Annotated in this window: 10 protein-coding genes; 4 read left to right on the top strand and 6 right to left on the bottom strand. The window is 71.7% G+C overall.

Annotated elements, in window-relative coordinates:
* Positions 1–20: 20 nt before the first annotated feature.
* Entirely contained in the window at positions 21–422 is a 402-nt protein-coding gene (locus BMZ47_RS03725) for a hypothetical protein (protein WP_091858748.1), read from the bottom strand.
* A gap of 234 nt (positions 423–656) precedes the next feature.
* Between BMZ47_RS03725 and phaC the strand changes: the two genes are divergently transcribed.
* Entirely contained in the window at positions 657–2,414 is a 1,758-nt protein-coding gene (gene phaC, locus BMZ47_RS03720) for a class I poly(R)-hydroxyalkanoic acid synthase (RefSeq protein WP_091859000.1), read from the top strand.
* A gap of 346 nt (positions 2,415–2,760) precedes the next feature.
* On the opposite strand, the gene BMZ47_RS03715 is transcribed toward phaC, so the two are convergent.
* Complete coding sequence (locus BMZ47_RS03715) at positions 2,761–4,062, bottom strand: OmpP1/FadL family transporter (RefSeq protein WP_091858745.1); 1,302 nt, start codon at positions 4,060–4,062, stop codon at positions 2,761–2,763.
* Between the two features lie 426 nt (positions 4,063–4,488).
* On the opposite strand from BMZ47_RS03715, the gene BMZ47_RS03710 reads away from it, so the two are divergent.
* Together BMZ47_RS03710 and bioB are read left to right on the top strand one after the other, a co-directional pair.
* Positions 4,489–5,373, top strand: coding sequence for a fumarylacetoacetate hydrolase family protein (locus BMZ47_RS03710; protein WP_091858742.1), 885 nt, complete (start codon positions 4,489–4,491; stop codon positions 5,371–5,373).
* 84 nt (positions 5,374–5,457) lie between these two features.
* The gene (bioB, locus tag BMZ47_RS03705; RefSeq protein WP_091858740.1) at positions 5,458–6,459 is read left to right on the top strand and encodes a biotin synthase BioB; all 1,002 of its coding nucleotides are present in this window, start codon (positions 5,458–5,460) and stop codon (positions 6,457–6,459) included.
* Between the two features lie 4 nt (positions 6,460–6,463).
* Here bioB and BMZ47_RS03700 read toward each other — a convergent pair whose 3' ends face one another.
* The 4 genes from BMZ47_RS03700 to mnmA all read right to left on the bottom strand — a co-directional run bounded on the left by BMZ47_RS03700 (position 6,464) and on the right by mnmA (position 10,802).
* Positions 6,464–7,939 carry a sensor histidine kinase gene (locus BMZ47_RS03700; protein ID WP_039904542.1) on the bottom strand — a complete coding sequence of 492 codons (1,476 nt, stop codon included), beginning with the start codon at positions 7,937–7,939 and terminating at the stop codon, positions 6,464–6,466.
* A gap of 250 nt (positions 7,940–8,189) precedes the next feature.
* The gene (locus BMZ47_RS03695; protein ID WP_091858737.1) at positions 8,190–8,972 is read right to left on the bottom strand and encodes a TVP38/TMEM64 family protein; all 783 of its coding nucleotides are present in this window, start codon (positions 8,970–8,972) and stop codon (positions 8,190–8,192) included.
* On the bottom strand, positions 8,969–9,622 hold the full coding sequence (locus BMZ47_RS03690) for a class I SAM-dependent methyltransferase (protein ID WP_007569084.1): 654 nt from the start codon (positions 9,620–9,622) through the stop codon (positions 8,969–8,971). The genes BMZ47_RS03695 and BMZ47_RS03690 overlap by 4 nt, the downstream gene beginning before the upstream one ends.
* Before the next feature lie 25 nt (positions 9,623–9,647).
* Positions 9,648–10,802, bottom strand: a complete 1,155-nt coding sequence (mnmA, locus tag BMZ47_RS03685) for a tRNA 2-thiouridine(34) synthase MnmA (protein WP_091858733.1) — start codon at positions 10,800–10,802, stop codon at positions 9,648–9,650.
* A 723-nt stretch (positions 10,803–11,525) separates the two neighbouring features.
* Between mnmA and BMZ47_RS03680 the strand changes: the two genes are divergently transcribed.
* Complete coding sequence (locus BMZ47_RS03680; protein WP_280142709.1) at positions 11,526–13,019, top strand: flagellar hook-length control protein FliK; 1,494 nt, start codon at positions 11,526–11,528, stop codon at positions 13,017–13,019.
* Positions 13,020–13,030 lie beyond the last annotated feature (11 nt).

The following is a 13,030-nucleotide window of genomic DNA, read 5'->3' as shown; positions in this document are numbered from 1 at the left end:
TCCGAGCCGGATCGGCCGTGTTATTGCGCCGCGGCGGGGGCCGGCTTGATCGTGGCCGCCGCCCCGCGCCCGGCGCTCTCGGCGGCGCGGCCGCGGCTCTGGTTGCGGCCGCGGGCGCCTTCGAGCTCGGCCTCCAGCGCCTTCTGCCCCTCGGCCGACTTGGCCCGGACGGGGCGCTTGGGCGCATCGACGCCCACCGGCATGAAGGCCGGCGGCTCCTTGCTGCGCGACTCGGTCACGAAATCCGGCGCGGCCACGACCCGGGGCCCGTAACCGGCATCGGTGGCGAGCGTGCGCACCGCATCCCCCGAGCAGGCGGCGAGCGGCGGCGCCAGCAGCGCGAGGACGAGCAGCCGGGCCGGTGCCGGCGCGCCGGGCAGCCGGGCGGTCGATGGGGCGGGGTTCAGGAAGGCGCGGCGCATGGGCACAAAGGTATGAGAAGAACGCGCGGATGTTTCGGCGACATGCGCGGCCGGGCTGGTGCAACCACTCGCTCGCTCCCTAATTTGTCGGAAACGAGGCTCATGCTCAGTCGAGCCGAAACACCACACAGGGAGGCACGCGTGACGAGCCCGCGGACGCAGGCGCCGGACCAGGCTGCCGCACGGACTTCCCTGACCAACGGCGTCCTGCCGGAGGGCATCCCCACGCCGCCGATGCCGGATATCGAGGCCCTGTCGCGCAACGCGGGACAATTCGTGGAGGCGCTCGGGCGCAGTGCCGCCCGCATGCTCACGCCCGAAGCCCAGGCCAACGGCCCGACCGGGGAGATCAACGAGGCGATCAAGACGCTCGGTCAGGTTGCCGAGGCGTGGCTCTCGGACCCGAACCGCAGCGCCGAGGCCCAGGCCAAGCTGTCCCAGGCGTTCCTGACGCTCTGGGGCACGACCTACCTGCGCCTCCAGGGCCAGAAGGCCGATCCGGTGGCGGTGCCCGAGCCCCGGGACGGCCGGTTCAGCGACGCGGAGTGGTCGAGCAACCCGTATTTCGACTTCATCAAGCAGGGCTACCTGATCGCGACCCGCTGGGCCGAGAGCCTGGTCGACGAGGCCCAGGGCATCGACGAGCACACCCGCCACAAGGCGCAGTTCTACCTGCGCCAGCTCACCAGCATGCTGTCGCCGTCGAACTTCCTGCCGACAAACCCGGAGCTGATCCGCCACACCCTGCAGGAGAGCGGCGCCAACCTCGTGCGCGGCCTCAAGATGTACGAGGAGGATCTGGCGGCCGGCGGCGGGCAGCTGCGCGTCCGCCAGACCGATCCGAGCGGGTTCGAGGTCGGCCGCAACATCGCGGTGACCCCCGGCGAGGTGGTGTTCCGCAACGACCTGATCGAGCTGATCCAGTACGCGCCAACCACCGAGACCGTGCTCAAGCGCCCGTTCCTGATGGTGCCGCCTTGGATCAACAAATACTACATCCTCGACCTCAACCCCCAGAAGAGCTTCCTGAAATGGATGGTCGATCAGGGGCTGACGGTGTTCTGCATCTCCTGGGTGAACCCGGATGCGCGCCACGCCGACAAGGACTTCGAGTCCTACATGCGCGAGGGCATCGAGGCGGCGATCGACGCGATCGGCGTCGCCACGGGCGAGAGCGAGGTGCATGCGGCCGGCTACTGCGTGGGCGGCACCCTGCTCTCCGTGACGCTCGCCATGCAGGCCGCCACGGGCAACCGGCGGATCAAGAGCGCGACCCTGCTGACCACCCAGGTCGACTTCACCCATGCGGGTGACCTCAAGGTGTTCGCCGACGAGGATCAGATCCGCCAGATCGAGGCCCGCATGGCCGAGCGGGGCTACCTGGAGGGCACCCGTATGGCCAACGCCTTCAACATGCTGCGGCCGAACGACCTGATCTGGCCGTACTTCGTGAACAACTACATCAAGGGCAAGGCGCCGACCCCGTTCGACCTGCTGTACTGGAACTCGGACGCCACCCGGATGCCGGCGGCGAACCACGCCTTCTACCTGCGCAACTGCTATCTCGAGAACGCGCTGGCCAAGGGCCGGATGGTGATCGGCAACGTCCGGCTGGACCTGAAGAAGGTCCAGGTGCCGGTCTTCAACCTGGCCACCCGAGAGGACCACATCGCCCCGGCGATCTCGGTCTTCGAGGGTTCGAAGACCTTCGGCGGCAAGGTCGATTACGTCCTGGCCGGCTCCGGCCACATCGCCGGGGTGATCAACCCGCCGTCCAAGCCGAAATACGGCTACTGGACCGGCGGCCCGGTCAAGGGCGCGCTGAAGGACTGGATCGCGGCGGCGGTCGAGACCAAGGGCTCGTGGTGGCCCTACTGGTTCCAGTGGATCGAGGCCCAGGCCCCCGAGCGGGTCCCGGCGCGCCAACCGGGTGGCGACGCGCTGCCGTCGCTGGGCCCGGCCCCCGGCACCTACGTGCGGATGCGCGCCTGAGGGGAACCCGCCGGGCAGGCGCGAGGGACGTCTCTCCGAGGCCGACACGCGCCTTCCCTCCCCCCTCTGCGGGGGAGGGTGGCCCCCGAAGGGGGTCGGGAGAGGGGAGCGACGCGGCAGAACAGGGCTCGGCCCGTCATGCCGGTCGCGTCCCCTGCTGAACCGGGGTTCCCCTCTCCCGACCCGGCCTGACGGCCGGCCCACCCTCCCCCGCAGAGGGGGGAGGGAGGCGCGTCTGGGGTTGGCCTTGGTTCTTGTCCGGCAGCGATGTGTGATCACCGCAGCCGCGCGGGCTTGGCGCCCTTCGCTCTCCGCCCGCGACGATATGGGCGGCCGAACGACCCGCTCAGTACTTCCGGATCAGCGGCGCCGGTGCGGCCGCGGGCGGGGCGCCGAACATGTAGCGGAAGCCCACCGAGACGATGTCGGCGCTGGAATCGACCACGCCCGCGAAGGCGATGTTGCTGACGTTGTAGTCGCGCCCGACCCCCGCGAGGATGCGCGAGCGGTTGAGGAAGAAGTGCGAATAGGCCAGGTTCAGGGTCAGGCGCTCGTTCCAGCGGTAGCTCGCGCCCACGGAGGCGATGTAGCGGTCGCCGTCGGGCAGCCGCACCGAGCGGTTGCGGAAGTCGATCGGCGAGGATTCGTAGGCGAAGCCGGTGCGCAGGGTCAGGTTGGGCGCCGCGTCGTATTCGGCACCGATCGAGTAGGTGTAGCCGTCCTTGTAGTTCAGCGGCAGGTTGCTGACCGGCAGGCCGAGGCGGTTCGACACGATCCCGATCGTGCCGAGCCTGGACCACTGATCCCATTCGAAGCCGAGATTGAGCCGGGCGACCGGTGAGATCGCCTGGACGAGGCCGACGCTGAGCTTGTCCGGCGTGTTGAGCTTGGCGCGGACCTGGCCGGCGAGCGGCGCCAGCGCCACCAGCGGCACGCCGATGGAGCCGTCGATGTCGTGATGCACCGACGAGCGGTAGCCGATGCCGATCACGGTCCCGTCGCGGGGCGTCAGGGTGGCGCCCGCCGTGAAGCCGACGCCCCAGGATTCGCCCTTCAGGAACGAGCTCGGATACAGGGTCGGCGCGATGCCGGGGATCGGCAGCGCCTGCCGCAGGGTCAGCCGGAAATACTCGATGTTCGGGCCGGCGGCCAGCGACAGCCACTCGTTGACCTTGAAGCCGATCACCGGATTGAACGCCAGCGTGAAGATCCGGGACGAGCGGCCGTAGACCTCGCCGGCCCAGACCTGGTTCGGCTTGGTGACCAGGCCGAAGGGCGCGCCCGTGGAGAGGCCGAGCCACAGGCGGTCGTTGAGCTGGTAGGAGGTCGCGCCCGCGGGCACCACGGCGCCCTGCCCGATATCGCCGGAGCCGCCCAGACCCGCGAAGCCGGGATTGGTCCCGGGCGCGGTCCGGATCTCGGAGGAGAGACCGATATAGGTGAGGTTCTGCTCCGCGACGAAGCCCGGGTTCATCGTGATGGTGGCGGGGTTCCAGAACATCGACGAGACGCCGCCGGAACCGGCGGCCGCGCCCGCGAAGGACAGGCCCTGGGCCTGGGTGCTCTGCTCCCGGATGCCGAACGCTCCGGCCCGGGCCTCCCCGGCGCCGAGCGCCGCCACAGCAGCCGCGAGCACCGCCGCGCGCATTGTCCCGCTCATCTGTCCCCCCGAACCGGTTGGTTTGCTGGGGCGTCCTGATTCGACCTTGTGTCCCGGTCCGGCGCCCTTTCCGACATGGTGCCGGTTTCCCCGGGTCGATCGCAATGACGATTTCTATTCGGGCCGGCGCCAAGGCCATTGATGAAGCGAAAATCTGCAGGGCGATTTATTGCGCGCCGTCATATCGAATTCTGACTTCTCACCGGCCCGACAGTTGTTCGCGGATTCACCGGGGCAATGAACAATAAATCTATCGCCGTTGGAACCTGCACTTTTTTGCCACGATGTGACCAAGTTGTGACACCCCGTGCGGGCATCTCCGGATCCGGCGGCGCTTGCACCGGCGGTCCTGCCCGGCCATGGTCCCGGCGCCCGGCGTAGACCGGTTCCAGGGAAGGATGAGGAGTCGCGGCGATGAAGCTCTTCCGGCACGGCCCGAGCGGCGACGAGAAGCCCGGCCTCGTGGATGCGCAGGGGGGCCTGCGCGATCTGTCGAGCATCGTGCGCGACATTGCCGGCCCGGCGCTGGCGCCCGAATCGCTCGCCCGGCTGCGGGCCCTCGATACCGAGAAGCTGCCGAAGCTTCCGGACGACGTGCGGCTCGGCCCCTGCGTCGGCGGCACCCGCAACGTCATCGCGATCGGCCTCAACTTCGCCGACCACGCCGCCGAGACCAACTCGCCGATCCCGGCCGAGCCGATCATCTTCAACAAGGCGCCGTCCAGCCTGTGCGGGCCGAACGACACGGTGATCATCCCCAAGGGCTCGGCCAAGACCGACTGGGAGGTGGAGCTCGCCGTGGTGATCGGCCGCCGGGCGAGCTACGTCCACGCCAACGAGGCGCTGAACTACGTGGCGGGCGCCTGCATCTGCAACGACGTCTCCGAGCGCGAGTGGCAGCTGGAGCGCGGCCCGACCTGGACCAAGGGCAAGAGCGCGCCGACCTTCGGGCCGCTGGGCCCCTGGCTGGTGACGCTGGACGAAATCCCCGACCTCAAGAACCTCGCCATGAGCCTCGACGTGAACGGCGAGCGTCGCCAGACCGGCTCGACCGCGACCATGATCTTCGACGTGCCCCAGCTCGTGGCCTACGCGTCGCATTTCATGCTGCTGGAGCCCGGGGACGTGATCACCACCGGGACCCCGCCCGGTGTCGGCCTGGGCATGAAGCCGCCGCGCTACCTCAAGGCCGGCGACGAGATGGTCCTGCGCATCGAGCGCCTGGGCGAGCAGCGCCAGAAGGTCATCGCCTTCGACGACTGGACCGCCAAGGTCTCGGCCGGCGAGCCGACGCACTGACGCGGGCGCCGCCGCCTCCGCACCGGATGGCGGCGGCCCGCAGGGCGCTTGATTTTGGCCACCGATCCCACTCAAGAAGACATCATGAGCCAAGCCGCCGACCCGCACGCCTCCGATTTCCGCCACGACTGGAGCGTGGCCGAGATCCGCGCGATCCACGATTTGCCGTTGCTTGATCTGGTGTATCGGGCCGCAGGCGTGCATCGGGCCCACAACGACCCCAGCGACGTCCAGCGCGCGAGCCTGCTCTCGATCAAGACGGGCGCCTGCCCGGAGGATTGCGGCTACTGCTCGCAATCGGCCCACCACAAGGGCACCGGCCTGCCGCGCCAGCGCCTGATGCCGGTGGAGACGGTGCTGGCCGAAGCCGCCGCCGCCAAGGCCAACGGCGCGACCCGCTTCTGCATGGGCGCGGCCTGGCGCAGCCCGCGGGACGGCGCGGAATTCGACTCCGTGCTGGACATGGTGCGGGGCGTGCGCGGCCTCGGGATGGAGGCCTGCGTCACGCTGGGCATGCTGACCGCCAGCCAGGCCGAGCGCCTGGCCGAGGCGGGGCTCACCGCCTACAACCACAACCTCGATACCGGGCCGGACTATTACGACAAGATCGTCTCGACCCGCACCTACGCGGATCGCCTGAATACCCTGGAGCGGGTCCGCGAGGCCGGCATCGGCGTCTGCTGCGGCGGCATCATCGGCCTCGGCGAGGGCGTCGGCGACCGGGTCGCGATGCTGCAGGTGCTGGCCAACCACGCGCCGCACCCGGAGAGCGTGCCGATCAACGCCCTGGCCGCCGTCCCCGGCACGCCGCTCGGCGACACCGCCACGCCGGTCGATCCGTTCGACATGGTGCGGATGTGCGCCACCGCCCGCATCGTCATGCCCAAGGCCCGGGTCCGTCTGAGCGCCGGGCGCAAGGCCCTGAGCCGGGAGGCGCAGGCCCTGTGCTTCCTCGCCGGGGCCAACTCGATCTTCTACGGCGAGCGCCTGCTCACCACCGCCAACAACGAGGCGGATTCCGACGCGGCCCTGCTGCAGGATCTCGGCATCCGGGTCGCCGAGCCGATCCTCGCCGCGGCGGAATAGCGTCTCACGCTTCCGCCAGCACGATCCGGAACCGGGCCCCGCCCTCGCCCGGATCGAGGGTCAGGCTGCCGCCGTTGATGCCGATCAGCTCGGCGGCGATCGGCAGGCCAAGCCCGGTGCCGCCCGAGCGCACCGAGCCCTGGAACGGCGAGAACAGGTTCTCCCGGGCCCGCGCCGGCAGGCCCGGGCCGTTATCGGTCACCAGGATGGTCACCCGGCCCGGCTCCTCGCGGGTGGCGGCGACCCGGACCTCGGCGTCGGGCATTCCGGCGCCGTCGAGCGCCTGGACCGCGTTGCGGACCAGGTTGGCGAGCGCCCGGGCGAGCTGCTCCGGATCGGCCTGCACGCGGCATTCGCCGGCCGCCACGGTCACGCGAACGGGATGCGACGCGAGCGCGGCGAGATCCGGCAATTCGGCGAAGAGCGGCGCCAGCGGCGTGCAGCTTAACTTCGGCGCGCGTTCGGACACGCGCCCGTAGGACAGGCTCGCTTCGCAGAACCGGATCGCCCGGGCGATGGCCGCGACCAGCCGCGGCGCCACCCGCTGGACCATCGGGTCGGCGGTATCCTCCAGCCGATCGCCCAGGAGTTGCGCGCCGGTCAGGAGGTTGCGCAGCTCGTGGCTGACCTTGCTGACCGCGAGCCCCAGCTCGGCGAGGCGCCGCTTCTGGCGGAGCTGATCGGCCAGGATCCGCTGCATCCGCCCGAGCGCCAGTTCCGCCTGGCCGATCTCGTCGCGGCGGCGGGACGGCGCGATGATCCGGCCGGCATCCTCCGGGTTCTCCGCGAAGGCGGTGATGCTGGTGGCCAGCCGCCGCACCGGGCGCACGATCAGCACCTGCAGGACCACGAAGACCAGCCCGGCCGCGGAGGCCGCGATGATCAGCGAGGAGACCAGCAGCCGCAGGGCGTAGTCGATCATCGCGGCGCGCAGGGGCGCCTCGTCGAGCAGGACCTCGACCCGGTCGAAGCCGATGCCCCCCTCCCCGATCACCCGGATCGGCTCGCGCACGGGCGCGACCAGGGTCCGCCAGGCGCCCCGGATGGTCGACCAGGCGGTGACGTCGCGCAGATCGACGGTGTCGGCGACCGTCTCGGGCACCGGCTCGATGGCGAGCAGCCGCTGGGCGCCGCCGCCCCGCACCGCGATCGCCCGGGCGTTGACCCCGGCGAGCAGCCGGCTCTCCACCGCCTCCGAGACTGGCTCGCCGGTGCGGCCGTCGAGGACGAGGGCGGCGACCTGCGCGGCCGCGACCCGGTCCGACATCCACTCGATCCGATAGTTGGCGACCGCCGGCACGTAGGTCAGCACTTCCGCCACCACCACGAAGGCGACGGTGACCAGGAACAGCCGGCCGGACAGGCCCAGGCGCGCCGGGGGCCGCTCGGGCACCTCGCGCGACGCGGCGGAAGCCGGGGTCGCCGCAGCCGCGACCGTGTCGGATTCGACGGCCACGCTCATCACGCTCCGACCGGACATTGCGGCGGGCGGGCGACGTAGGGATCGTGAAAGCTCGAGCCGTTTCCGGCCTTCGCGCGGGACATGTTCGGGACGCCATCACTTCGAAGGCGGGAACACAGGCGCATTCCCGCGCGCACTATACGAGCACGATGACGCTGAGGTTGCATGTACCTTGGAACACCTCGAAGAACGTCCACGGCCGAGTTGACGGGCAAGCGGACGGGCACCCCGAGCGGCGCCCCGTCCTGGTGGGCCGCTCACTCGCCCCTCAACCCCTTCGGAACCGTCGGCTCAGCACCATGCTACCCAGGGCGAAGACCGCCAGCATTCCCAGGCCCGCCACCATCTTGGGCGTGATCAGCGCCCGCAGGGTCAGGGCCTCGTCGCAGCCGGGGGCGCCGGAGGCCAGGCAGGCGGCCCGGGCGGCCTCGTGGGCGGCGACCACGTCGTCGATCCCCGCCCCTGTGGTGGCGTAGACCAGGGCGCCCGGCAGCAGGCCCAGGAAGGTCGCGAGCACGAAGACCCGCATCTTCACCCCGCAGGCGGCCGGCGCGAGGTTGGTCATCCAGAACGGGAACAGCGGCAGCAGCCGCATCACCGCGATGTAGCCGAAGGCGTCGCGCCGGAACCCGTCCGTGAAGGCGGCGAGCCGCGTCCCGCCCATCCGGCGCAGCAGGTCGGCCCCGGGCCCTTTGCCGATGGCAAAGACGATCGCCGCCCCCGTGGTGGCGGCGCAGACCGCCGTGAGCGCCCCCGGCACGATCCCGAACAGGAAGCCGCAGATCATGGTCAGGATCAGCGTGGCCGGCACCGAGACCACGACGGCGGCGACGTAGACCAGGTAGGCGGCCACCAGGGCGCGGGCGTATCCGGCCTCGACGAAACCGTGCAGCCAGGCCCGCGAGGCAAGCAGCCGGTCGAGGCTCAGGAGCTGCGCCACCCCGGAGACCAGCACGATCGCCGAGATGCACAGCAGCAGCCCCAGCGGCAGCCAGCGCCGCAACCGCTTCCAGCGCCCCTCCGGGGCGGACGCGAGCCCGGCGTCGCTCACCCGGGCTTGCGCATCCGCAGGATCTTGAAGAAGCCGCCCGGGAAGGTCGGCTTCAGCCCCAGCACCTCGACGCCGTTTCGCCGGGCCCAGGCCTCGATCCGGGTGGCCTTGAAGTCCGACGACCAGCCGATCTTGGTGCAGAGCGGGGCGACGACCTCCTCGACCCGGGCCAGCGGCCCGTCGCTCTGGCCGAAATGGTTGGCGAGCACGATGCCGCCGCCGGGCCGGACCACCCGCAGGAACTCGGACATGGCGGCCTCGGGGTCGGGCACCAGGGTGATCAGGAACTGAGCCACCACGGCATCGAAGCTCGCATCGGCGTAGCCGAGATGGCAGACATCCATCACCTGCAGGCCCTTCACGTGGGACAGGTTCCGGCGCTTCACCTTGGCGCGGGCGCGCTTGAGCATGTCCTCGGAGAGGTCGACCCCGCAGACGAAGCTCGCCTTCGGGTAATAGCCGAGCGCCAGCCCGGTGCCGACGCCGGCCTCCAGGATCCGCGGCCCGTGCTCGGCCGCGGCCTCGACCGCGGCCCGGGCCGCGGGCTCGGTCAGCTTGTCGTAGACCACGTCGTAGACGGGGGCCCAGCGGGCATAGGCCTTGCGCATCAGGGCCGTGCTCGGCCCGGCCATCTGCGGCTCGCTCAGCATCGTTCAGACTATCCAGAAAGTGAGATCAGGCGGCTTCTCGGGGCCGGGCCGACAACGCGTCGACCCGGCGGATGGTGCCGCCGCCCAGCACCCGGGCCCGGGGGCCGTCGTCGCCGTAGATCGCGCAGGCCTGGCCCGGGGACACGCCGTCCTCGGGCTCGGTCAGCACGACCTCGGCGGCGCCGTCCGGCCCGATGGTCAGCGTCGCCGGGCGTGGCGGCCGGGTCGAGCGCACGCGGACGGCCACTTGCAGGTCGCGCACCGACTCGGCCGGGCCCTCGCCCAGCCAGTTCAGGTCCGAGAGGCGGATGCGGGTCGTCGCCAGCGCCGTGCGCGGGCCGACCACAACCCGGGCGGTGTCCGGCTCCAGGCGCACGACGTAGAGCGGCTCGGAGCCCGACAGGCCGAGGCCCCGGCGCTGGCCGACCGTGTAATGGACGATGCCCTCGTGCCGACCGAGGACGTGGCCGGCGAGGTCGACGATCTCGCCGGGACGGGCCGCATCCGGGCGCAGGCGGGCGATCACGTCGCTGTAGCGGCCCTGGGGCACGAAGCAGATATCCTGGCTGTCCGGCTTCTCGGCCAGCGACAGGCCGAGATCCTTGGCGAGCGCCCTTGTCTCGGTCTTGGACATCTCGCCCAGCGGAAAGCGCAGGAACGCGAGCTGCTCGGCCGTGGTCGCGTAGAGGAAGTAGCTCTGGTCCCGGGCGGGATCGAGCGCGCGGTGGAGGGCCCGCCCACCATCCGGCAGCGCGCGGCTCGCCACGTAGTGGCCGGTGGCAAGCGCGTCGGCGTTCAGGTCCCGGGCCAGCCCGAGCAGGTCGCGGAACTTCACCGTGCGATTGCACTCGACGCAGGGGATCGGCGTCTCGCCGGCGAGGTAGCTCTCGGCGAATTTCTCGATCACCGCGTCGCGGAACCGGTCCTCGTAGTCGAGGACGTAATGCGGGATGCCGAGATGCTCGGCGGCCGCGCGCGCATCGTTGATGTCCTGGCCGGCGCAGCACGCGCCCTTGCGATGGGTCGCGGCGCCGTGGTCGTAGAGCTGGAGCGTGACCCCGACCACGTCGAAGCCCTGCCGCTTCAGCAGCCCCGCGACCACGGAGGAATCGACGCCGCCCGACATGGCGACGACGACGCGCGTCTCGTGGGCTGGCTTGGGAAGGTCGAGGGCGTTCATCGCACGGGTCCGCCGCCGCCGGCTGAAAGGCGTCTCGGCTGCACGGCCCGTCTATAGCGGGAGTCCGGCCGGCTTTCCAGGGTTGGGTTTTCCGGGCGCCTGCGATGGCGACGCATCGCCCCGTGCGGGGCCGGAGACGTCCCCGGCGCCGTCATTCCGGGTCGCCGCAGGCGAGTTCGGACTCCAGAACCACCGGCGGTGCAAGAGCTTGGCGCCTCGGGATCCCGGGCTCCGCTGCGCGGCCGCAGGATGACGGCGCGTGGCGGCACCGGTCCAGCCGGAGGCTGCACAATAAGACCGAGCTTTCCGCGGTGGAGCGCGATGAATCGTCCGGCCTGTGTCACCCATGGCGCGTGCGGGAGCGGGCACCCGGCCAGACCCGGGGTTGCGTCGGCTCATCAGCCTCCGCTGGAATCAGCCTTCGTATCACTCACCTCTGCGCTGCACCCTGCAACGAGATCCAGACGCTCGGCGCCCGGCAAATCCTGCCTGGCGCGCGGCAGGTTCGGCCCCGGGGGAAGCGCCACGCCTGCACCCACCCTAAGAAAAAACGTTTTCGTTCAGCCGCTTACCGGGACACGTCGATGGCCTGGCCCTTGCTCGATCCGCAGCGAGAGGAGCCTCACCATGGCGAGCGGCGCAGCGGATCGGTTGGATGTCAGCGGGTGGATTCCGGCCGCCCGCACATCGTCCACCCCGCGATCGAGCTGGGATGCGGCGGGCGTGGCGGCCCGGGCCGGCGACTCGTCGCAGGACCGCTTCGGCGCGGCGCTGAGCGCGGCGCGGGCCCGGGATGATGCGGCGGCGAGCCGCGCCCGCGTGGACGCCCGGCGCGATCAGGCCGATGCGGCCCGCACCGCCTCGGAGCGCGCGCGGAATGCGGCCGACACCGCCAAGGCGCGCGCCGCCGCCCGTCCGGAGGCCCGCCCCACCAATCCCGCGCGGCCGGCAGAGGCCCGCGTCGAGGCTCCGATCCTGCCGCCGGCCGAGGCGCGGCCCGCCAAACCGATGCCCCGCACCGAAACGCAGGGTCCGGCGAAACCGTCGGATCCCGCCCCCGCCGCCGGCCCCGGCCGGAACACCGATCCGACGGCGCAGCCGGCCTCCTCCGACGCCGCCGGCACGCCGGTGCGGGACGCCGCGTCCGACGCGACGGCCGCCGATCCGGCCAAGACCGATGCGGGTGCAGCCGATCCGGCCGCGCCCGAGGAGACCGCGCAGGCCGAGGCGGTGCCGAGCGAGGTGCCGGCCCAGGCCGCGACTCAGCCGACGGCCCCGGCCGTGCCCGGCACGGTGCAGGCCCTGCTGGCCGATCTGATCAAGGGCGCTCCCGTCCAGACCAAGGCGGCCGATGGCCAGGACGGCGAAGTTGGCGTGACCGGCACCGCCGCATCGGGGACCGCGCTCGCGGACACCTCGGTTGCCGCGACGGAAGCGGCAGGCGGGAAACCCGGCCTCACCATGATTGGGGCCAAGACCGGCGCAGCGCCGATGGCGAAGGCCGCGGGTCCTGGTGCGAGCCCGGTCGAGGCGGTCAAAGCCGGCGAGGCCGATCCCGCGGGCGCGGAAGCGGCGTCGGGCACGCAGGCCGGCCCGGATTTCCTCGCCGCCCTGGCGGAGGCCGGGCAAGGCGGCGGCGCGTCGGCCAGATTGCTGGCGCCCGCCCCGGCCCCGCCTCATGGCGGCCCGGACCCGTCCGCCCTCGCCCCGCAGGCCGCGGTCGGGACCAGTCCCGGCGCGACGCAGGCCGCCGCGCCCGCTCCGAATCCGATGCAGGCCCCGCCGGATCCGGCGGTGCCGATCGGCCAGGTGCCGATGACCATCGGGCTGCGCTCGCTCGCCGGGTCGAGCGAGTTCCAGATCCGGCTCGATCCGGCCGAGCTCGGGCGGATCGACGTCAAGCTCGAGATCGACAAGGCCCGCGGCACGGTGACGACCCATCTGGTCGTGGAGCGGCCCGAGACCCTGGCGATGCTCCAGCGCGACGCGGGCCAGCTGCAGCAGGCTTTGTCCCAGGCCGGGCTCGACCCGTCCGGGGGCGGCCTCAACCTGTCGCTGCGCAGCGACGGCAACGCCCAGGGCGGCGCCGGCGGCGGCCAGGGCGACGCGCCCCGGAACGGCCAGGCCGCCTGGGCGCAGGGTCGGGCCGAGGCGCCCCAGGAGACCGCACCGACGCGCTGGCTGCGCGGCTACGGCGGCCTCGACATCCGAATCTAGCGCGATGCGCG

The organism is Methylobacterium brachiatum (assembly GCF_900113845.1).
In the GTDB taxonomy this organism is placed as follows: Bacteria; Pseudomonadota; Alphaproteobacteria; order Rhizobiales; family Beijerinckiaceae; genus Methylobacterium; species Methylobacterium brachiatum.
Note: the sequence above shows the minus strand (reverse complement) of the source record. Positions and strands in the feature narration are given on the sequence as shown.

Bases quoted from the DNA above. Each gene is read 5' to 3' on its own strand.
- BMZ47_RS03700 (WP_039904542.1), bottom strand. From the start codon at position 7,939: ATGTCCGGTCGGAGCGTGATGAGCGTGGCCGTCGAATCCGACACGGTC.
- mnmA (WP_091858733.1), bottom strand. From the start codon at position 10,802: ATGAACGCCCTCGACCTTCCCAAGCCAGCCCACGAGACGCGCGTCGTC.
- BMZ47_RS03710 (WP_091858742.1), top strand. From the start codon at position 4,489: ATGAAGCTCTTCCGGCACGGCCCGAGCGGCGACGAGAAGCCCGGCCTC.
- BMZ47_RS03725 (WP_091858748.1), bottom strand. From the start codon at position 422: ATGCGCCGCGCCTTCCTGAACCCCGCCCCATCGACCGCCCGGCTGCCC.
- BMZ47_RS03690 (WP_007569084.1), bottom strand. From the start codon at position 9,622: ATGCTGAGCGAGCCGCAGATGGCCGGGCCGAGCACGGCCCTGATGCGC.
- bioB (WP_091858740.1), top strand. From the start codon at position 5,458: ATGAGCCAAGCCGCCGACCCGCACGCCTCCGATTTCCGCCACGACTGG.
- phaC (WP_091859000.1), top strand. From the start codon at position 657: ATGCCGGATATCGAGGCCCTGTCGCGCAACGCGGGACAATTCGTGGAG.
- BMZ47_RS03715 (WP_091858745.1), bottom strand. From the start codon at position 4,062: ATGCGCGCGGCGGTGCTCGCGGCTGCTGTGGCGGCGCTCGGCGCCGGG.